Here is a 21,189-nt window from a genome sequence, read left to right as displayed (position 1 = left end):
GTTAACGAATAATTCCGCGTTCGGTGTTGATCAGCGCATCCAGGAACAAGCCAACAGACGGCCATTCTTCGGCCATCTCAGCCAATACCGGCTTCACTTCTTCCATGGTTTTACCTGAACGGTAAATTTCTTTGTAGGCGCGACGCAGGGCATGAAGCTCTTTCTTCTCAAAGCCATTACGTTGCAAGCCAACCAAGTTCAAACCGTAAGGTGTCGCGTGGTTACCCTGTGCCAATACGTATGGCGGCACATCTTGAACCACTGCCGAACAACCGCCAACATAGCTGAAGGCACCAACCGTACAGAATGGGTGGATCGCAGATAGCGCCATGACACCAGCATGGTCAGCAACGGTCACGTGGCCACCTAGGATAGAGTTATTGCCAATGTGAGTGTGGTTACCAACCACAACATCATGGGCAATATGGGCATTAACGCACAGCAGGTTATCATTACCTACGATGGTCACACCTTTGTCCTGGATGGTGCCACGGTGGATCTGGACGCTTTCGCGGATCACATTGCGATCACCGATTTCCAAGCGAGTCGGTTCACCGTTGTACTTCTTGTCCTGGCACTCTTCGCCGACAATGGCATACGGGAAGATACGGTTATCATTACCGATCTTGGTTGGCCCCTTGATCACAACATGCGACATGATCTCGTTGCCGTCACCAATCTCGACATCTTTGCCGATATAGGTAAACGGGCCAACCGTAACATTGGCGCCAATCTTAACGCCTTCTTCAATCACCGCCGATGGGTGAATCTGCGCAGTTTCGTGGATCATTAAAACTCTCGTCTTGCACATTTCAGCTCTGCTGAACAAACCACTTCGCCATCAACTTTCGCTACACCATTAAACATAGCAATACCGCGGCGCTCCTTCAGGAATTCCACCTCGATAACCAACTGGTCACCCGGTACAACCGGTTTGCGGAATTTACCGTTATCAACGCTAGCAAAGTAGTACAGCTCATTTTCAGCCGGCGCACCAAATGTTTTGAATGCCAGCAGGCCTGTTGCCTGAGCCATCGCTTCAAGGATCATCACACCAGGGAAGACCGGCATTTTTGGAAAGTGGCCAGTAAACTGAGGCTCGTTAACAGATACATTTTTGATACCTGTTAGGGTTTTACCTTCTTCGTAATGGGTTACGCGATCAATCATCAAAAACGGGTAACGGTGCGGAAGAAGCTCTTGAATCTCTGTAATATTCAGCGTTTTATTTTCGCTAGTCAAAACTGAATTCCTGTATAAAAAATTAAAAATGCGGTTTGCCCGAAAAGCAAAGCGGCCAGTTTACTTGGCCGCGAAGACGGTTCCTGGTAGGCGCTTATTCGCCTTTCTCCAGTTGCTTTTCAACAGCCTTAAGACGTTTGTTCATGTCGTCGATCTTCATCGTACGAGCGGCTGTCTTACGCCATTCTTTATTCGGCTGAAGTGGGATACCCGATGAATACATCCCCTTCTCTTCAATGCTGCGCATTACCATACCCATACCGGTAATGGTCACGCCGTCGGCGATTTCAATATGGCCATTGAGTACCGATGCACCACCGATAATGCAGTATTTACCAATTTTGGTACTGCCGGCAACAATGGTACCACCAGCCATAGCCGTACCATATCCGATCTGCACGTTGTGGGCGATTTGCATCTGGTTATCGATAATCACGTTATCTTCGATGATAGTGTCATCCAACGCGCCACGGTCAATAGTCGTACACGCACCAATTTCAACGCGGTTGCCAATACGAACGCTGCCCAGCTGTGGGATTTTCACCCATTCGCCTTTGTCGTTGGCATAGCCAAAGCCGTCTGCACCAATCACAGTGCTCGATTGGACTAGGCACTGCTCGCCAAGCACTACGCTGTGGTAAATAGTCACGTTAGCCCATAGTTTGGTGCCCGCACCAATCTGGGCATTCTTGCCGATAAAGCATCCCGCACCGATTTGGGCGTTATCACCAATCTGCGCGCCAGCCTCAATTACGGCATTGTGGCCAATAGAAACGTTCTCACCAAGCTGAGCGGTTGGGTCAACATAGGCAGAAGGCGCTATGTCAGACGCTGCAGCAGGAGTGGTATCCAATAGTTGGGCCACTTTTGCATACCCCAAGTAAGGGTCTGCCATTAGCAAGGCGTTACCTTCAAAGCCTTCAGCATCAGCCTCTTTGAGCATCACTGCTGCCGCTTGGCATTCTGCCAGTTGCTTACGGTATTTACTGCTAGACAGGAAAGTAATCTGGCCTTCTTTGGCCGTTGCCATCCCTGCAATAGATTCGATAACTACTGTGCCATCACCACGAAGTTCAGCACCCAGCTTAGCTGCTATATCAGCAAGAGTCATTCCAGCCATTCGATACCTTATATATTTTCTAATTCTGTGTTGGCATACCTAATACCAACCGGTAATTCTATCTTGTTCAACAGACAGACCCCATTATTGAGACGCCTATGTTGACCCAGAATATCATTCCACTTGGTAAGACCAGTATGCTAGGGGCTAACCGCCCAAAATAAAACAAGTCGAAAGATGAAGTTTACCAAAGTATCCCCCATGCTTTCGACTTATATGAAGAGTTTCTGAGATGTTAAGGCAAGCTTACTTAACGGCAGAAATCACTTTCGAAGACAGATCGTCACTCGGGCTTGCGTACAGTACCGCGTTAGCATCAACAACTAGATCGTAGCCTTCACGCTTAGCCACATCTTGAATCGCAGTGCGCAGCTTCTGAACCAACTTCTGCTCTTCCTCTGCGCCACGGCGACGCTGATCTTCCTGCAGGGCTTGCGCCTTCAGCTTGTAGTTAGACTCCAATGCCTGCATTTCGCGCTGTAGCTTAGTTTTCTCGCTTGAGCTCATCAGCTCGCCATCACGCTTCATTTTGTCAACTTTGGTCTTCATGCGGCCTTCGATGCCACGTAGTTCATCGATACGATCTTTGAACTCGTTACGTAGCTTTTCAGACACATTGTAACGCTGAGCCAACTGCGCCATTGCTTGACCCGTTGCCACATAACCCACCTTTTGTGCGGCTTCTGCGGCTTGGGCATAAAATGACGACGATAGAATCACAAGGCTAAGGCCAGCCGCTTTCATCCACTGTTTCAAAGGGTATCTCCTCAAATATTTAGAATGTTCGACCAATCGTGAAGGTGAAGAATTCTTCATCATCACCCTCGTATTTCTTGATTGGCTTAGCAACCGAGAATACGAGCGGTCCCATTGGCGACATCCACTGCAGGGCTGCACCATAAGACGCACGGATCAACGACGGATCGGAATAATCATTAATATACTTGCCTTCCGCGCTGCTTGGCACATCATATTCCGTATCCCACACCGTACCGGCGTCGACAAACACACTGGTACGAATTTGGTTGCGGACCTCATCGGACGCGAATGGCGTCGGGACGATCAGCTCCATACTGGCCAGCGCAACGGCGTTACCACCGGCTGCATCGTCTGAACCAACGTAAGTATTATTGTTACCGTTGCCTGGATTCACATAGATCGCTTTAGGGCCTACCGTGTTAGAACGGAAGCCACGCAAGGTCGAGAAACCACCGGCATAGTAGTTTTCGTAGAACGGCAACAGCTGGTCACTGCCATTATCCGTTGTACCATAACCATTACCGTAACCTACCCGGCCACGGAGCAATAGGCTGTAGCCGTGGTCTTCAGTCAGCGGGAAGTACTGGCGTACATCATACTGAGCTTTGAAATACTGGGCATCCGAGCCAGGAATCGTCATGCGGAATGTCGCACGCTGGTGGTTACCGGCGGTTGGGAAGTAACCTCGGTTAAGGTTATTTCGGGTCCAAGATACCGACCAGTTGAAGTCGTCCAGTTCGATAACATTATCGCCAGTGTTGAAGCCATGGATTAACTTGAACTTCTCAATCTGGACGTATTCCTGAGTATTGGAAATCTTGTTGTGATCGTAGCCCAAACCAAATTCGAAGAAGTTCAGTTCATCAAATGGGAAACCCCAGGTCAGGCTGGCACCGTAGCTCTGGTTGGTATAGTCAGAGATGTTGGCATCGGATGCCTCGAACTCGTTGTAGTACACCTTGCCGCCCAAACTAATACCATCGAGGGTAAAGTACGGATCACGGTACTCTAAGCTGACGTTTTTCTGGTAATCGTTCATCATCGCATTGATACCAAAACGATTACCGGTACCTAGGAAGTTATCCTGCTGGATACCTGCCTGGAAACTGATCCCTGATTCAGTACCGTAGCCGACACCAAAGTTGATGTTACCGGCATTGGCCTCTTTGACACTGTACTGCAGATCAACCTGATCGTCAGTGCCCGGAACACGGACAGTTTGGACATCAACCGTTTCGAAGAAACCGGTACGGCTCAAACGCTCTTTACCACGCTCTACCGAACGGGAGTTCAACCAACTACCTTCCATCTGGCGCATTTCACGGCGCAAAACTTCATCTTTAGTTGAGGTGTTGCCCGAGAAACCAATGTTACGGACATAGATACGCTTACCTGGTTCAACATTGACAATCAATGCGACTTCTTGGGTGTCATCGTCAAAGTCAGGAATGGTGTTGACCTGTGGGTAGGCATAACCGAGTTCGCCAAGCTTGCGCTTTAACGACTCTTCCAAAGCCGTCACTTCAGCGCCGTTGTAGACGTCGCCACCTTCAATAGCAACCAGAGATTCCAGCTCTGCACTCTTGCCTAGCAAATCGCCACGCAATTGTACGTTCTTGATTTTATACTGCTCGCCCTCGTCAACCTTCAGGGTGATGTATACCCCTTTCTTATCAGGAGAGATTGCAACTTGAGTCGAATCAAGTCGGTATTTTAGGTAACCATTGTTGAGGTACATTGAGCGCAAAGTCTCCAAGTCCCCTGCCAGCACCTGCTTCTGGTATTTCTTGTCAGCAAAGAAGTTCCACCACGATACTTCAGACTGAAGCTTGAATTTACCGCGCAGTTCCTCATCGCTAAATACATCGTTACCGATGAAGTTGATCTGCTGGATTTCAGCCGATACCCCTTCGGTGAACACGAACTTCAAGTCAGCACGGTTACGCGGCAGCGGCGTCACAACCGCCTGCACTGTCGCGTTATACTTACCAACGCTGTAGTAGAAGTCTTCCAGCCCTTTTTCAATTTTGCTCAGGGTGGTACGGTCGAGCGATTCACCGACACGGATGCGGGAGGCATCCAGGTTTTCCGTCAGCTGCTCTTCCTTGATCGCCTTGTTGCCAGAGAAGGTAATACTGGCAATCGTCGGGCGCTCCTGAACCTGAACCAATAAGGTATTCCCATCACGGAAAACTTGGATATCTTCGAAGTTGCCCGACGCAAATAGCGCCTGGATCATCTCGGAAATATCACCCTCATCGACATTGTCACCAACCCTTACCGGCATCTGGAGCAATGCGGCACCGAGCGTCACACGCTGGAGGCCCTCAAAGCGGATATCGTCTACTACAAATTGTTCCGCACTCTGCGCAACACTACTGCCAAGCAATAGTGTTGCGACCAACAGTTTTTTCATCGCCATTACTGTTCTGATTATTCCTTGCTAAAACGCTCTTATTAAAGGCGGGTAAAATCATTGAATAGCGCAACAGCCATTAATGCAACCAAAATGGCTGAGCCCACTCTATAGCCTATATCCTGAACACGTTCAGAAACAGGACGACGTGTTACCGCTTCGATGGCAAAAAACATCAAATGTCCACCATCCAATACCGGAAGCGGTAACAGATTCACAATCCCCAGATTGACACTGATCAAGGCTAAGAATCCCAAGAAATATACCACACCGTAATCGGCGGTCATTCCGGCACCTTTGGCAATCGAGATCGGGCCACTCAAATTTTTCATTGCCACATCGCCGGTCACCAATTTGGTCACCATATCAAAGGTCAATGTGACGAGCTGCCAAGTCTTTTCAGCAGCCTTACCTACCGCCTCAATCGGTCCATACTGCAAATCAATGCGGTACGATTCAGGCCATGGTTCTACTTTCGGCGCAAACCCTGCGTAGCCGACAAGCTCACTGCCGGACTCCTGCGACCCTGGCGTCAACGTCAATGCGACAGGCTCACCGTCACGTAGCACTTCCATCGCCAGCGCCTGCTGAGGATGAGAGCGTACCGCATCAACAACCTGCTGCCAGTCGGTCACGCTTTCCCCGTCGATTGCAATAATTTCGTCATTTAAGCGCAAACCGGCGGAGATTGCTGCTCCATCTTCCACAAGTTGTGAAATGACCAGAGTAATTTTAGGCGAGTATGGCGTGATCCCCAATGTAGTAAGCACGCGCTCACTTTCCGGATCAAACGACCAGCTCGACAAATCGAGTTGCTTCTCGATTTCGTAACTGTTACCAGGTTCGGTAACAGTCAACACCATTTCTTTGTCGCCAATATGGGAAATCATCGCCATATTAACGGATTCCCAATCTGCGGTTTTGATTCCTGAAATGGTCTTTAGTTCCATTCCACTTTCAATTCCTGCCTCAGCAGCAATCGATTGTGGTGCGATTTCACCAATCACCGGCTTCACAGCCGGAACCCCAATCAGATAAACAACCCAGTAAGCAACGATAGCAAACAAGAAGTTAGCTAATGGGCCAGCAGCCACAATGGCACTGCGTTGCCATAGCTTTTTATTGTTGAACGCCATATGGCGGCGATCTGAATCGACCGGCTCAACTCGCTCGTCGAGCATTTTGACATAGCCCCCTAAAGGGATCATCGCCAAGGTATATTCAGTGCCATCTTTACCCACTTTGCGCCAAAGGGCCTTACCAAAGCCAATAGAGAACTTCTCGACATAAACCCCGCAACGGCGTGCAACCCAGAAGTGCCCGTATTCGTGTACGGCAATCAATATGCCGAGGGCGAGTAGAAATGCGCCTAGGTTCCACAATATTCCTGTCATAACGATACCTTACGTATTACTTCCTGTGCCAAGACCCGGGTCATTCTATCTAGCTCAATAACGCTTTCCAAGTCGGTTGGTTCAACCAGTGAGGCAGACTCCAATACCTGGCTGTTCACCTTGGCAATATCGGTAAAGCCCAAGCGATTATCCAAAAATGCCGCGACGGCCTCTTCATTGGCCGCATTAAGCGCTGTGGTCGCCGCTTGGCCGCTAAAGCAAGCGTCCATCGCCAACTTCAGGCATGGGTAGCGAGCAAAGTCCGGCTTGAGGAAGGTAAATTCACCAACCTGGCTGAAATCCAGCGGCGCAACACCTGCATCCACTCTTTCAGGATAGGACATTGCACAAGCAATCGGGGTTCTCATATCAGGTAACCCCATTTGGGCCAGCACTGAGCCATCTTTGTACTGCACCATAGAATGGATAACAGATTGCGGGTGAATAATCACATCCATCTGCTCACGCGAGGCATTAAACAACCAGCGGGCCTCGATGAACTCCAAGCCCTTGTTCATCATAGTGGCTGAGTCGACAGAAATTTTCGGCCCCATCGACCAATTCGGGTGGGCAATCGCCATCGCCGGCGTCACTGCAGCCAACTCACTCACATCGGTATAACGGAACGGGCCACCTGAACCAGTCAGTAAGATTTTGCTCACCCCTGCTGCATCAAGGTCACAATACCCCATCGCGCGCTGAACTTGCTCTGGCAAGCTCTGGAAGATGGCATTGTGTTCGCTGTCTACCGGCAACAACTCAGCGCCGTATTCACGGCAGGCATCGATAAACATTTGCCCAGACATCACCAGGGCTTCTTTGTTTGCCAGCAAAATACGCTTGCCAGCCTTAACCCCAGCCATAGTAGGCAGCAAACCCGCTGCACCGACAATCGCCGCCATCACGGTATCAATTTCATCAAGCGACGCGACCTGGCACATTCCGGCTTCACCGGCCAACACTTCGGTTGCCACGCCATGCTGTTTGAGCTGTATGCGCAATTGCTCAGCCGCACTTTCCGAGGCCATTGCCGCGTACTTGGGCTGCCATTGGCAGCACAGCTCAAACATTTTCTGGCTATTGCTACCCGCAGCGAGGGCTACAACGTCAAACAACTCGGGATTCTGTGCAGCAACAGCCAAAGTGCTGCTCCCTATAGATCCCGTCGCACCAAGAATCGTTAACTTACGCATACTATCACTTAACAACAAACAATCATTGACTGGCCAATTGAGCATGGCACTCAAGCCGGTAGCAAACAAGTAAGTAATGACTCACACTACCGGCATGAAATAGAAAGTTGGCTTACACCAACCATAAATACAGTAGGGCAAAAACAGGAAGGGCAGCTGTCAGGCTATCAATACGGTCAAGAATACCACCATGGCCTGGTAGGATATTACCGCTGTCTTTGATACCAGAGACGCGCTTGAACATACTCTCGACCAAGTCACCCAGTACAGAAGCGACGACAGTGATCACTGCAATCAATAACAAGCTAGACACGCTCGTAAATGGGATCCCCATCAACGCCGCACCGCCCCAAGTTACCGCGACAGCCAGTACCGCGCCACCAATCAAGCCTTCAATTGTCTTGTTCGGGCTAACGGCCGGGGCCATCTTGTGTTTACCAAAACGCTTGCCAGAGAAATACGCACCGGTATCGGCAGCCCATACCAAGAAACACACCAGCATCACCAGTTTGGCGCCATGATATGGGTTCTCAAGGTAATTTACCGCGCGGAGCATTAACACGCTCCAGAAGAAAGGTAGCAAGGTCAGCAAGCCAAAGAGGTGCTTTAGAGGAGGGGCCGAAGACCAGAACTTGGTACTACCCGGGTAGCTAATGGCCAATGCCGAGGCAACAATCCACCATAGGCCGCCAATCAGCAGCATCGACTGGTGAGATGCGGCCAGTGAGGCCAGCGTCTCGACATCGGTTGGCATAACCACCAGCGAAGCCACCATGGCCGCAACCGGAAGAGCCATCGCCGCTAGACGCGATTTTGTTTCAACAAATTGTGTCCACTCCCAGAAACCCAGCAGGGTAATAGCCGCAAGGGCTGCAATGAAAGCAGGAAAAGGCAAAAGGAAAATTCCTGCGATAACTAAGGGAGCGAGAATGACTGCGGTAATAATACGTTGCTTAAGCAAACTGCGTCCTCTCATTTTTCTATTGTGACCGTGCCCAACGGCAACGGTGTTTCGGGTAATCCAATTACCAGTAAAAAAGGCATCGAGACCATAGCCAGATGCCCTATAAAATACATAATCCTGTCAGCGCCGACGAGCGAAAAGTTACTTATCCATTAACGCTTGGATTTGCTCACCAGTACAACCAAAACGGCGTTCCCGGTTAACAAACCACGCAACAGCCTCAGCAAAGCTCTCTTCATCGAAATCTGGCCAGTGCTGCTCGGTAAAGTAAAGTTCGGCGTAAGCCGTTTGCCACAGCATGAAATTACTGATTCGGCACTCACCGCTGGTACGGATCAGGAGATCGACATCGGGTAGGCCTGCTGTGGATAATCCTGAAGCCAACATTTCTTCAGTGATATCTGATTCTGTGAGTCCTTGCTCAGCAGCCTGCTGAACAAGTTGCTTTGCAGCATGTAAAATATCCCATTGGCCGCCGTAATTAGCTGCCACGTTCAGCACCAAGCCGGTATTGTCGGCGGTCAATGCTTCTGCATCTGCGATTTTTTTCTGCAAGCGCTCGCTGAACCGGTGGGTATCACCGATGATTCGCAAGCGAATATTGTTCTTGTGTAGGCGCTTCACTTCACGACTGAGTACAGTCATGAATAATTCCATCAGCAAAGAGACTTCGTCTTCGGGCCGGCGCCAGTTCTCGCTGCTAAATGCAAACAGAGTGACACACTGGATCCCCAGTCGACGTGCGGTCGAGACAGTCTTACGTACGGCTTCAACGCCGGCCTTATGGCCAAACACTCGAGGCTTGCCCTTGGCTTTTGCCCAGCGTCCATTGCCGTCCATGATCACGGCAACGTGCTTTGGCAAGCTGTCAGTACCAAGTGCAGTATCGATTGTATGCTCTGCCATACATCTCCCTCAAAAAAAAGCGCTGTGCTGCACGCACAGCGCCCTAAACCATATCAAGCAATCGAACTTAAGGCTAAGCCTTAAACTTCCATTAGCTCTTTTTCTTTCGCTTCTAGGATCACTTCGATGTCCTTAACCGCTGCATCAGTCAGCTTCTGGATATCGTCCTGAGCGCGACGGTCGTCATCTTCAGAGATTTCTTTGTCTTTTAGCAGTGCTTTAACGTCTGCGTTTGCGTCACGGCGGATGTTACGAACAGCAACACGGCCCTGCTCAGCTTCAGCGCGAACGATCTTAACCAGATCACGACGACGCTCTTCTGTTAGCGGTGGCAATGGAACGCGGATCACAGTACCTGCAGACATTGGGTTTAGGCCAAGGTCAGACATCATGATCGCTTTTTCAACTTTTTGCGTCAGCTCTTTGTCGAACACTGTGATTGCCAGTGTACGAGAGTCTTCAGCAACAACGTTAGCCAATTGCTTAAGCGGAGTGTTTGCACCGTAGTACTCTACGTAGATAGTATCTAGTAGGCTTGGGTGTGCACGGCCAGTACGAACTTTAGCCAGCTGGTTTTTCAGCGCTTCAACGCTTTTGCCCATGCGCTCTTGCGCATCTTGTTTAATTGCATCAATCACGATTAATACCCTTAATGATTCGGTAAAGACGGGAGCCTAGGCGCTCCCGAAAAGAATAAGTGGCGTCACTTACTCGCAAGACTTAGTCGTTAGAGATCAACGTACCTTCCTGCTCACCCATTACCACACGGCGTAGGGAACCAGGTTTGTTCATGTTGAACACGCGAATTGGCATGCTGTGGTCGCGAGCAAGCGTAAATGCGGCCAAATCCATCACTTTCAGTTCTTTCTCAAGAACATCTTGATAGCTTAGCTTATCACAAAGAACCGCATCTGGGTTCTTAACTGGGTCATCTGTGAACACACCGTCAACTTTTGTTGCTTTCAGTACCACATCAGCTTCGATTTCGATACCACGTAGGCATGCTGCTGAGTCAGTAGTGAAGAACGGGTTACCAGTACCAGCAGAGAAGATGACTACGCGGCCTTGGCGAAGTTGGCTAATCGCATCAGCCCAGTTGTAGTTGTCACAAACGCCGTTCAAAGGAATTGCTGACATTACTCGAGCGTTCACATAGGCACGGTGTAGCGCATCACGCATTGCCAAACCGTTCATCACGGTTGCAAGCATACCCATGTGATCGCCCACAACTCGGTTCATACCTGCTTCAGCTAGGCCTGCACCACGGAACAGGTTACCACCACCGATAACAAGGCCAACTTGTACACCTAGTTCAATCAGTTCTTTGATTTCCTGAGCCATGCGGTCAAGAACTTGTGCATCAATACCAAAACCTTCCTCGCCCTGCAGTGCTTCCCCACTGAGTTTGAGCAGAATACGTTGATAAGTCGGTTTAGGATTCGTGGTCATTAGTTTACCTTCCAGGCTTACAAATATAGATACGGAGTTGTAAAAAGACCGCAGCCTAGGCTACGGTCTTTGGAGTTCTTAGCAAGAAGGATTAACCCTTCTGTACTGCTGCTACTTCTTCAGCGAAGCTCATTTCTTGAGCTTTCTCGATACCTTCACCAACTTCTAGGCGGATGAAGTTAGAAACTGTAGCGCCTTTCTCTTTAAGGATTTCGCCAACAGACTTCTTAGGTTCCATGATGAATGGCTGACCAGTTAGAGAGATTTCGCCTGTGAATTTCTTCATGCGGCCAACAACCATCTTCTCTGCGATTTCAGCTGGCTTGCCTTCGTTCATCGCGATTTCAACCTGAACCTGACGCTCTTTTTCAACAACGTCTGCAGGTACGTCTTCTGGGTTCACGAACTCAGGCTTAGAAGCCGCTACGTGCATAGCGATGTGCTTCAGAGTTTCTGCGTCGCCGTTACCAGCTACAACAACACCGATGCGGTCGCCGTGACGGTAAGAAGCGATGTTCTCGCCTTCGATGAACTCAACGCGACGGATAGAGATGTTCTCACCGATCTTAGCAACTAGCGCTACGCGAGTTTCTTCGAACTTAGCCTGAAGAGCTGCAACGTCTAGGCGCTCAGCTAGAGCAACGTCTAGTACTTCGTTAGCAAAAGCTAGGAAGCTTGCATCTTTAGCAACGAAGTCAGTCTGGCAGTTAACTTCAAGAAGAGCTGCAACACCGTTCGCGTCTTTGATTAGGATTGTACCTTCAGCAGCAACGTTACCTGCTTTCTTAGCAGCTTTAGCAGCGCCGCTCTTACGCATGTTTTCGATCGCTAGCTCAATGTCAGCGTTAGCTTCAACAAGCGCTTTTTTACATTCCATCATGCCTGCGCCAGTACGTTCACGCAGTTCTTTAACTAGGGCAGCTGTAACTGTTGCCATTGTTATATCCTCAGTTTTGAATACTTGGTGTAAAAATCAGGGGCCATGATCGGCCCCTGGTAACCATTCTTAGTTTACACAAGGTAACTTAAGATGCTCAAAGGAGCGCGGCTATTATTCAGCTTCTACGAAACCGTCTTGCTCAGCTTGAGCAACGATGTCTTGGTTGCGGCCTTCAGTAACAGTCTGAGCAACAGCACCAGTGTAAAGCTGGATAGAACGGATTGCGTCATCGTTACCTGGAACAACGAAGTCAACGCCGTCTGGGTTAGAGTTAGTATCTACTACTGCAAATACTGGGATACCCAGGTTGTTCGCTTCTTTGATTGCAATGTGCTCGTGATCAGCATCGATTACGAACATAGCGTCTGGTAGGCCGCCCATGTTCTTGATACCGCCTAGAGACTTCTCAAGCTTCTCCATTTCACGAGTACGCATTAGCGCTTCTTTCTTGGTTAGCTTGTCGAAAGTACCGTCTGTAGACTGAGTTTCAAGATCTTTTAGACGCTTGATTGACTGACGAACAGTTTTCCAGTTAGTCAGCATACCACCCAACCAACGGTTGTTTACGTAGTACTGGTCACAGTTAACTGCAGCTTCTTTGATAGATTCGCTGGCTGCACGCTTAGTACCAACGAAAAGGATCTTACCCTTGCGAGCAGCAATCTTGTTGATTTCTGCTAGAGCGTCGTTGAACATTGGTACAGTTTTCTCAAGGTTGATGATGTGCACCTTGTTACGAGCACCGAAGATGAACGGCTTCATCTTAGGGTTCCAGTAACGAGTTTGGTGACCGAAGTGAACACCAGCCTTAAGCATGTCGCGCATTGATACAGTTGCCATTGAATATTCCTCTATGGGGTTAGGCGTCCACATATCCCATCTTACCGACCCAGACAACGCCTTAGGCGTTACAGCTTCGCGAAAAACTGCTGGGCACCCCGGAAGATGTGCCGATATGTGTGAGTGATTAATAAAAGTTTAGTGCAATCGGCGTAAATGAATCGAAATCCAATTACCCGATCACGGCGCGCTTTATACCATATTTTCGCAACCAAAATCCAGCACCAATCTCTTCAATTCAGCGATTGTACCGAATCTTGGTTTCCATCCAGCCCCCTCACTGTTACCATGTAAAGAAGAAGTAACAATCAAACAGAGAAGATTGAATGAGCATCAAGATCAAAACGGCTGAAGAGATCGAAAAAATGCGCGTTGCCGGCCGTTTGGCCGCTGACGTGCTAGAAATGATCGAACCTCACATCAAAGAAGGTGTGACGACGGATGAACTAAACCAAATCTGTCATGATTATGCGTTGGAAAAAGGCGCCTACTCGGCTCCGCTTGATTACCACGGTTTTCCGAAATCTATCTGTACGTCTATCAACCACATCGTGTGCCATGGCATCCCTGCAAGCCAGGATGAGATGGGTAGCAACGGCCAGATGAAGCCTGCTGTTTTGAAGAACGGCGACATCATCAACGTTGATATCACGGTTATCGTCCCGAACGATGAAAATGCCGACTTGAGCGTACGCCCTGAAGGCTACCACGGCGATACATCAAAAATGTTCCTGGTCGGTGACGTCTCCCCTGCAGACAAGCGCCTTTGCCGCGTGACTCAGGAAGCGCTGTACGTCGGCATGCGTAAAGTGAAGCCTGGTGCCCGCGTTGGTGATATCGGCACGGCAATTGAGAAATTCATCAAAGACAATAACAAGAAGAATCCACTGAACAAGTATTCTATTGTTAAGGATTTCTGTGGCCACGGTATTGGCAGCGAGTTCCATGAAGAACCGCAGGTAGTCCACTACCGCAACGGTGACCGTACCGTACTGAAAGCGGGTATGTGTTTCACTATCGAGCCGATGATCAATGCTGGTAAGTTCGGCTGTACCGTAGATGCCCAGGATGACTGGACGGTATACACTGGTGACGGCAAGAAGTCAGCCCAGTACGAACACACCATCGTGGTAACAGAGACAGGTTGTGAAGTGCTGACCCTACGCGGTGATGACACCATCCCACGCCTAATGAACAACTAAGCCATGCCTAGCATGACTTAATCAACTGCTGAGCCGACCTTTAGGTCGGCTTTTTTATTGCTATCAGTCCCGACCATGATAGGGTTATATCAAGAGTATTGACTATGCATGGACGGCAATGACAGATCCTATTTCTCACCCAGAGACCGAACAGCTCGACCCGATGGCGCCAGAGCAACTACGCCTAGAGCTCGACCAGTTTACCGACAACCAGAAAGCCCAGTTTCTGGCCCATAGCCCGGTAACCAATTTGGTCGAAGCCCGCTCCCGCTACATCGACCACCTGCTCGAGCGGTTGTGGCAACATTTTGGCTTAGCCGATCACCCAACCCTGGCCTTGATAGCTGTCGGCGGCTATGGCCGTGGTGAATTGCACCCACTCTCAGATGTCGACATCCTGATCTTGAGTCAGGATCCTATTGACGATAACACCGGTAATACCGTCAGTGCCTTCCTCACCCTGCTATGGGATCTCAAGCTTGATGTCGGCCACAGCGTGCGTACCATCGATGAGTGCATCAACATCGGCCAGGACGACCTGACCGTCGCCACCAACTTGCAAGAATCGCGCTGGTTGTGCGGTAATCAAGAGACCTACCAGCAGCTAGAAGAGCGCTTGAACGATGGCAGTTTCTGGCCCAGTGAACAGTTCTACCAAGCCAAGCTGGATGAGCAGAAAACTCGCCATGCCCGTTATCACGATACCACTTACAACCTTGAGCCGGATATCAAATCCAGCCCGGGCGGCCTGCGCGATATCCATACCCTAAGCTGGGTAGCCCGCCGCCATTTCGGTGCCACCAGCCTGTTGGAAATGAGCCGATTTGGCTTTTTGACTGATGCCGAATACCGCGAACTGGTCGAATGCCAGGACTCGCTATGGCGGATCCGTTTTGCCCTTCATTGCGAGCTGCGCCGCTACGACAACCGCCTGACCTTCGGCCACCAAGCCTCCGTCGCTGAACTACTTGGCTACCAAGGCGAAGGTAATCGTGGGGTAGAAATGATGATGAAGGACTTCTACCGCACCCTTCGTCGTGTCGCCGAGCTCAACAAAATGCTATTACAGCTATTTGACCAAGCGATCCTCAACAAGGGAAGCGCCCAGGAGCCGGTCGTGCTCGATGAAGACTTCCAGCTACGTGGCCACTTGATAGAGGCGACCAAGCCGGCGCTATTCCAAGCCCGGCCTGAGACTATCCTCGATATGTTCCTGCATATTGCCCGCAACTCGCAGATTGAGGGGATTGCAGCCCCTACCCTGCGCCAACTGCGTACGGCAAGACGCCGGCTCAACCGCTTCCTGATAGAGATCCCGGCAGCCAGAGACAAATTCATGGAACTGGTCCGCCAGCCCAACTGCTTGCTACGAGCATTTAAACTGATGCACCGCCATGGTGTCCTCTCTGCTTACCTGCCGCAATGGAGCCAGATCGTCGGCCAGATGCAATTTGATCTGTTCCATGTCTATACCGTTGACGAGCACACTGTCCGGCTACTCAAGAACATCAACAAATTCAGTGATCCGGCCAACCGCGACCGGCACCCGATCTGCTGTGAGGTCTACCCGCGTGTCACCAAGAAAGAGCTCCTGTTACTGGCTGCCATTTTCCATGATATTGCCAAGGGTCGGGGCGGCGATCATTCCGAGCTCGGTGGTGTCGATGCCTACGAGTTCTGTATCCAGCACGGCCTGTCCAAACCCGAGGCCAATCTGGTCAAATGGTTGGTCAACCAGCACCTGCTAATGTCAGTGACTGCCCAGCGCCGCGATATCTACGATCCTGAGGTCATCACCGAGTTTGCCAAGGAAGTACGCGACGAGGAGCGGCTCGATCACCTGATCTGCTTAACCGTGGCAGATATCTGCGCTACCAACCAAGAGCTATGGAATAGCTGGAAGCGGACTCTACTGGCTGAGTTGTACTACTCGACCCAGAAAGCCCTGCGCCGCGGGCTGGAAAACCCACCGGATATCCGCGAGCGGATCCGCCACAACCAACAGATGGCATCAGCCCTGCTGCGTAGCGAAGGCTTCGCTCCACGTGATATTGAAGTGCTTTGGCAGCGTTTCAAGGCCGACTACTTCCTGCGTCATACCCACAAACAAATCGCCTGGCATGCAGAAGCTATCCTCAAGCATGAGGATCACAGCAAGCCACTGATCTTGATAAGCCAAAAACCAACCCGTGGCGGTACTGAAGTCTTCGTATACTGTCAGGACAAACCTAAGCTGTTTGCCATTGTGGTGTCAGAGCTAGACAAGAAAAACCTCAGTGTCCACGATGCCCAGGTCATGACCAGCAAAGACGGCTTTGCCCTTGATACCTTCATGGTGCTCGACCCGACCGGCAAAGCACTGGGAGAAAACCGCCACCAGACCGTTCGTCGAGCCCTAGTCAACGCCCTGACTCACATGAAGTCCGATCGCAAGAAAAAGCGGCCGCCGTACAAACTTCAGCACTTCAACGTCAAAACCAAGGTTGATTTCTTACCAACAAAATCGGGTAAGAAGACCATGATGGAATTGGTGGCGTTGGACATGCCAGGCCTGCTAGCCCGTGTGGGCTCGGTGTTTGCCCGCCAGGGGATCAGCCTGCAGGCAGCCAAAATCACCACTATCGGCGAGCGAGCTGAAGACTTCTTTATCGTGACTAACCAGGACGGTGAGCAACTCAGCGAAGAGCAACAAGTGCAGCTGAGGGATGCACTGATAGAGCGGCTAGAAAAGAAATAGTTACAAGCCAAACGGAGGGCCAGCGAGTCTGGCCCGTCGTTATCAAGCCGCTGGGAATATCCCGTTAATTGAGACCAATAACAACGCCTAACCCTATACATAACAATAGAAACACGAGGCCAGTATGTACCCAAACCTCACCGCCATCGGCGTCGAAAAGCCAGACACCATTGAACGCTACAGCCTGCGGCAGGAAGCCGCCCATGACATTTTAAAAATCTACTTTGCCAAGCAGAAGGGAGAGTTGTTCGCCAAGAGTGTGAAGTTTAAATTTCCCCGCCAGCGCAAGTCAGTGATGGTGAACAGTGGTAGCCGGGAGTACAAAGAAGTTACCGAAATCAACCGCACCCTGACCTTTATCATCGATGAGCTCGATGGCATCACTAACAAAAAGCATAGTGAAGTCGATATCAAGAAAAAGATCCTTAGCGATTTACGCCACTTAGAGCAAGTGGTAAGCCATAAGATCGCCGAGATCGAGGCGGATCTAGAAAAGCTAAAGTGATCGCCCCTACCTTCTGCTGGTTTTCATAGAAGATTAAGCCAGAAAGTGTCAGACCGTGATACCGTTCCAACCCGCTATTTCTCGCGGGTTGGCGTTGGAACCTTAGACTGCATCAGCCTGTTTGGCCCATCCTTCTAGCCAAGGCATCGCCACTTCCAGTGCATCAAAATTGACACAGGCATCGACGTCCAACCGCTCAGCCAGTGGCTTCGCTTGAAGTTGGAGCAGCAACTCATCAAACTGCCGCCCACCGCCACAGAAGCGATCTTCACCATAACTGGAATCACCCAGAGAAATGACCCCGTAGCGCAGTTGGGGCATCAAAGGGAAAGTATCATTAAGCGCCTGATAGAGAGGCAGTAAGTTATCGGGGATCTCTCCCTGACCGGTTGTGGACGAGACCACCAGCGCCAGATCCTGCTGGTACCCAAGAAACTCATCCAAAGTTGGCTCGAGAAAGAGCTCAACCTGATGGCCCGCCTCAACCAAATAGCGCTCTACCTCTTGGGCAACCTCTTCAGCCCCGCCGAACACCGAGCCGACAAACACACCTATTTTCGCCATCATCCAACACCATCCTTTGTGCCCAAACTACTCGATAATATTAACTGTGGTCTTTGAAGAGGTTAGATGCAAGTTTATTAGCTATCTGGCATTACAAAGCGCTGAAGTTACTGGTCGCAGAAGTTACGAAGCATCAGGCATCATCAAAGCCGGAGCCCAATCAAAGGCGTCCATCACCCGCATCCATGCCTCGTCTACACCGGCACGAATATCGAGCATTTCGCCAGTCAGCGGATGCTGGAGCTGCAGGCGCGAAGCATGCAGCATCAAGCGGCGGCAGTCGTAATTGTCACGGAACATCCTATTATGGCGGCCATCACCGTGGTTCACATCACCGATAATATGGTGGCTCAGATGGTGCATATGGCGGCGGAGTTGGTGCTTGCGTCCAGTTTCTGGCTTCATCTCAACCAAGGTATAGCGACTAGTCGCATAGCGGCCAACCGGGATATCTGTTTCCACTTTGGCTAACGGCGCATAGGCGGTGACTGCAGACTGGGCTTCTTTATCTTGATTGGCATCTTTATCAGCAATTTTATCCAACTCTTCTTTGAGCGGGTAATCGAGTACCGCCGCTTCCTTGACCCACCCTCGAACCACAGCATGGTAGGTCTTTTTCACATCACGCCCAGCGAACATCGGCATCATCAACGACGCGGTTTCACTCGATAAGGCAAACAACAGTACCCCGGATGTTGGCCTATCTAGTCGGTGCAGTGGGAACACGTGCTGACCGATTTGATCACGAAGGGTCTGCATCACAAACACGGTTTCATGGCGGTCAAGCCAAGAACGATGCACCAACATACCTGCAGGCTTGTTGACAGCAACCAGATATTCATCGCGATAAAGGATCTCGAGTTCCATCACTACTTACTCTTAAATAATTGGTCAAGTTCACGGGTCACCGCCAAGATAGCCGGTAGGCCCTTGGCGTCTTTCATCGCTTCCTCGACATAGGGGGAAATTTCAAAGGCGGCAGGCAATGCCATATTCATAGCGATCATATGGCTGAGCTTGGGAATAAAAATCCACTGAAGCCATTGCTCGCAGCGAAGGGTATCAATGGCAAATGGCTGACTACTGCTGAGCGCCTCAATAGAAGGTTGCTCGGCCTCCCAATAATCATTCTCTTGCAATACCGTGGCGAGCTTTTCCAATAACTGTTGGCAATGACGGGCTTTATCCATCACGGGACCTCTACAATGATTATCTTCGAAATTAAGGATTGTCTGGATTAAGGTGGCGAAGGATACCACCTCCCAAGCGCTAGCCCAAGGTAACCCTCGTGGATGCCGAGCGAGAAATTGTCATCGCAACTGCACCACAATGGGGTTTGGTATATACTCGTTGTCCTTGATTGAGGAGCACTGAGACTGCCAATGGATAATTTTCATACCCTTACCCAACTCCTAGACAACGCTGGCTGCCAGTACAAGATTTTCGATCTTGGCCGCCGGGTCAATGAGATCGACGTCGAGCAATTCAAGGCAGTGGAAGAAAACCGCCAGCCTTATCCATGGCCGCTGCAGCAGCATGCCCATCTGTCTATCTCATTCTGGCAGACTGGCAATCCACCGTGGATTTGGTTTCTGCGCCTACCGCTAGATGAGCGCGGCCTACTCAAACAAGCCGCTGTCGGTGATTTCATTAAATATGTTATCGAAGCCATGGGGGCAACCCTCAACAGCACACCGACTGAAGAAGAGCAGGAAAAGCTGGCTGCTAACCCTTATACCTTCAAGCCAAGCGATGACAAGATGGCTATTTTCCATGCCCAGTTGCGAAGCCAACTCGCGCTACCTGCGAGTCAATACTACGAGCATGCCCAGTATTACCTGACAGGCGATCTAGGCTGGGACAAATGGCAAGGGGTTGGCCTGCAGGGCCTAGCCGATGTCTGTGCCCGTATTAAGCAGGAAAACAACGCAACGTTGCTGCGAAAAGCCATCAACAACCTGCCACTGACGCCTTTCTATGCCTTGCTTGGCTGCCTTGAGCATTGCCAACTGCCGGAGCCATTGGCTGCTCGCTTGGCCGAACGCCTTGAACAAGAAATCACTGTCGACACCCCGGATTTGTTTTTAGTTGCAGCTTTGATCCGTGCCCTGTCAGGCGCTGGAGCGCCGCTGCTTCGTAAACAGTTGGAAAAATTACTGGCCCAACCCGAACTTTGCCATCCAGAGGTGTTAGTCGCTATTGCCGGTCGATGCTGGAATGGTTTGGCCGATACCCAAGTCGCCACCACCTTCCTACTTCGCCTTGCCGAGGCCGGCGAACAGGCACTGTTCAACCAGTTATTTGCCGACTTGGTTATGCTGCCAATGCTACGCGGGATCATGCTGCAGGTTCTTCACGGCCAGGCTGACCCGGCACTAGTCGATGCCATCACCAAGCTCCAGCAACACGCCAGAAACGCTCAGTAATTCTAGAGAACCTTTCCCCGGCTCACCCTGCCGGGGAGAGAAAAAGGATATTTTGATATGGAAAACCTGCTGGGTATTTTACTTATGGCTGTTGTTGGCTACCTGTTCTGGCAGCAACGACGACAGACTGAACTAGCCAACTATTTCATCAACCAGCGCTGCGAGCACCTAGGGCTACAACTGCTCAATACTGCAAGGGGGGAGCACCGCCTGCGGGATCGCAACGGCCGCTGGGGCTGGCATACTATCTACCTATTTGAATTTTCTGCCGATGGTCAAGATGCCTACCAAGGGCATATCGTCATGAAAGGCTTCCACCCACTGACGATCCATGTACCACCGCATAGGATGCCGGGGGAATAAATGGGGTGCTGGGTGCTGGGTGCTGGGTGCTGGGTGCTGCAGTGATATGACCCCCGTAAAGTAGACACGGGGGTTAGTTTCCAAGTTCGTACATCATGGGACTCAGTCCACCATTAGTCCCATGCCTTCTGACTATATTGTAATAGCCATCGATATAGTTGCGACACTC

The 21,189-nt window shown here is 50.5% G+C and carries 21 protein-coding genes; 5 read left to right on the top strand and 16 right to left on the bottom strand.

Annotation, left to right across the window (positions count from 1 at the left end; translation table 11 throughout):
- Position 1 precedes the first annotated feature (1 nt).
- From lpxA to rpsB, 13 genes are all read right to left on the bottom strand, one after another.
- Positions 2-790: an acyl-ACP--UDP-N-acetylglucosamine O-acyltransferase gene (gene lpxA / locus C9J01_RS26255; protein ID WP_107301040.1), complete on the bottom strand. Its 789-nt coding sequence runs from the start codon at positions 788-790 to the stop codon at positions 2-4.
- Positions 790-1,242: a 3-hydroxyacyl-ACP dehydratase FabZ gene (gene fabZ, locus C9J01_RS26250; RefSeq protein ID WP_039458239.1), complete on the bottom strand. Its 453-nt coding sequence runs from the start codon at positions 1,240-1,242 to the stop codon at positions 790-792. Before fabZ ends, lpxA begins: the two co-directional genes overlap by 1 nt.
- A 94-nt stretch (positions 1,243-1,336) precedes the next feature.
- A complete protein-coding gene (gene lpxD, locus C9J01_RS26245) occupies positions 1,337-2,362 on the bottom strand; it encodes a UDP-3-O-(3-hydroxymyristoyl)glucosamine N-acyltransferase (protein ID WP_107301039.1) in 1,026 nt (341 codons plus the stop codon).
- 246 nt (positions 2,363-2,608) lie between these two features.
- Positions 2,609-3,118, bottom strand: coding sequence for an OmpH family outer membrane protein (locus C9J01_RS26240; RefSeq protein WP_107301038.1), 510 nt, complete (start codon positions 3,116-3,118; stop codon positions 2,609-2,611).
- Positions 3,119-3,137: 19 nt separating this feature from the next.
- Positions 3,138-5,543 (bottom strand): outer membrane protein assembly factor BamA, encoded by a 2,406-nt coding sequence (gene bamA, locus C9J01_RS26235; protein ID WP_107301037.1) that lies wholly within the window; start codon positions 5,541-5,543, stop codon positions 3,138-3,140.
- 35 nt (positions 5,544-5,578) lie between these two features.
- Positions 5,579-6,931, bottom strand: a complete 1,353-nt coding sequence (gene rseP / locus C9J01_RS26230) for a sigma E protease regulator RseP (protein ID WP_107301036.1) — start codon at positions 6,929-6,931, stop codon at positions 5,579-5,581.
- Complete coding sequence (gene ispC / locus C9J01_RS26225; protein WP_107301066.1) at positions 6,928-8,124, bottom strand: 1-deoxy-D-xylulose-5-phosphate reductoisomerase; 1,197 nt, start codon at positions 8,122-8,124, stop codon at positions 6,928-6,930. Before ispC ends, rseP begins: the two co-directional genes overlap by 4 nt.
- Positions 8,125-8,236: 112 nt before the next feature.
- Positions 8,237-9,100, bottom strand: a complete 864-nt coding sequence (locus C9J01_RS26220) for a phosphatidate cytidylyltransferase (RefSeq protein WP_201797871.1) — start codon at positions 9,098-9,100, stop codon at positions 8,237-8,239.
- Positions 9,101-9,229: 129 nt separating this feature from the next.
- Complete coding sequence (locus C9J01_RS26215) at positions 9,230-9,994, bottom strand: isoprenyl transferase (protein ID WP_107301034.1); 765 nt, start codon at positions 9,992-9,994, stop codon at positions 9,230-9,232.
- A gap of 80 nt (positions 9,995-10,074) precedes the next feature.
- On the bottom strand, positions 10,075-10,632 hold the full coding sequence (gene frr / locus C9J01_RS26210) for a ribosome recycling factor (RefSeq protein ID WP_107301033.1): 558 nt from the start codon (positions 10,630-10,632) through the stop codon (positions 10,075-10,077).
- 82 nt (positions 10,633-10,714) lie between these two features.
- Positions 10,715-11,443, bottom strand: coding sequence for a UMP kinase (gene pyrH / locus C9J01_RS26205; protein ID WP_107301032.1), 729 nt, complete (start codon positions 11,441-11,443; stop codon positions 10,715-10,717).
- Between the two features lie 91 nt (positions 11,444-11,534).
- Positions 11,535-12,380, bottom strand: a complete 846-nt coding sequence (tsf, locus tag C9J01_RS26200) for a translation elongation factor Ts (RefSeq protein WP_107301031.1) — start codon at positions 12,378-12,380, stop codon at positions 11,535-11,537.
- Between the two features lie 114 nt (positions 12,381-12,494).
- On the bottom strand, positions 12,495-13,223 hold the full coding sequence (rpsB, locus tag C9J01_RS26195) for a 30S ribosomal protein S2 (RefSeq protein ID WP_146157117.1): 729 nt from the start codon (positions 13,221-13,223) through the stop codon (positions 12,495-12,497).
- 326 nt (positions 13,224-13,549) lie between these two features.
- On the opposite strand from rpsB, the gene map reads away from it, so the two are divergent.
- The 3 genes from map (at position 13,550) to C9J01_RS26180 (ending at position 17,667) form a co-directional block, all read left to right on the top strand.
- Positions 13,550-14,425 carry a type I methionyl aminopeptidase gene (gene map / locus C9J01_RS26190; RefSeq protein WP_107301029.1) on the top strand — a complete coding sequence of 292 codons (876 nt, stop codon included), beginning with the start codon at positions 13,550-13,552 and terminating at the stop codon, positions 14,423-14,425.
- Positions 14,426-14,588: 163 nt separating this feature from the next.
- On the top strand, positions 14,589-17,162 hold the full coding sequence (gene glnD, locus C9J01_RS26185) for a bifunctional uridylyltransferase/uridylyl-removing protein GlnD (RefSeq protein WP_419687893.1): 2,574 nt from the start codon (positions 14,589-14,591) through the stop codon (positions 17,160-17,162).
- A gap of 124 nt (positions 17,163-17,286) precedes the next feature.
- On the top strand, positions 17,287-17,667 hold the full coding sequence (locus C9J01_RS26180) for a DUF3461 family protein (protein ID WP_107301027.1): 381 nt from the start codon (positions 17,287-17,289) through the stop codon (positions 17,665-17,667).
- A 102-nt stretch (positions 17,668-17,769) separates the two neighbouring features.
- Here the strand turns inward: C9J01_RS26180 and C9J01_RS26175 are convergent, their stop codons facing one another.
- From C9J01_RS26175 to C9J01_RS26165, 3 genes are all read right to left on the bottom strand, one after another.
- The gene (locus C9J01_RS26175) at positions 17,770-18,234 is read right to left on the bottom strand and encodes a flavodoxin (protein WP_237157067.1); all 465 of its coding nucleotides are present in this window, start codon (positions 18,232-18,234) and stop codon (positions 17,770-17,772) included.
- 120 nt (positions 18,235-18,354) lie between these two features.
- Positions 18,355-19,098, bottom strand: coding sequence for a tRNA pseudouridine(65) synthase TruC (gene truC / locus C9J01_RS26170; RefSeq protein ID WP_107301026.1), 744 nt, complete (start codon positions 19,096-19,098; stop codon positions 18,355-18,357).
- 2 nt (positions 19,099-19,100) lie between these two features.
- Complete coding sequence (locus C9J01_RS26165; RefSeq protein WP_107301025.1) at positions 19,101-19,421, bottom strand: YqcC family protein; 321 nt, start codon at positions 19,419-19,421, stop codon at positions 19,101-19,103.
- A 192-nt stretch (positions 19,422-19,613) separates the two neighbouring features.
- On the opposite strand from C9J01_RS26165, the gene C9J01_RS26160 reads away from it, so the two are divergent.
- A complete protein-coding gene (locus C9J01_RS26160) occupies positions 19,614-20,657 on the top strand; it encodes a DUF3549 family protein (protein WP_170114938.1) in 1,044 nt (347 codons plus the stop codon).
- Positions 20,658-20,714: 57 nt separating this feature from the next.
- Positions 20,715-21,020: a DUF3301 domain-containing protein gene (locus C9J01_RS26155; protein ID WP_107301023.1), complete on the top strand. Its 306-nt coding sequence runs from the start codon at positions 20,715-20,717 to the stop codon at positions 21,018-21,020.
- Positions 21,021-21,189 lie beyond the last annotated feature (169 nt).

Origin of the sequence: Photobacterium rosenbergii, from assembly GCF_003026455.1 — a bacterium.
GTDB lineage: Bacteria > Pseudomonadota > Gammaproteobacteria > Enterobacterales > Vibrionaceae > Photobacterium > Photobacterium rosenbergii.
The sequence above is the reverse complement of the archived record's forward strand: the minus strand, read 5'-3'. Positions and strand labels throughout refer to the sequence as shown.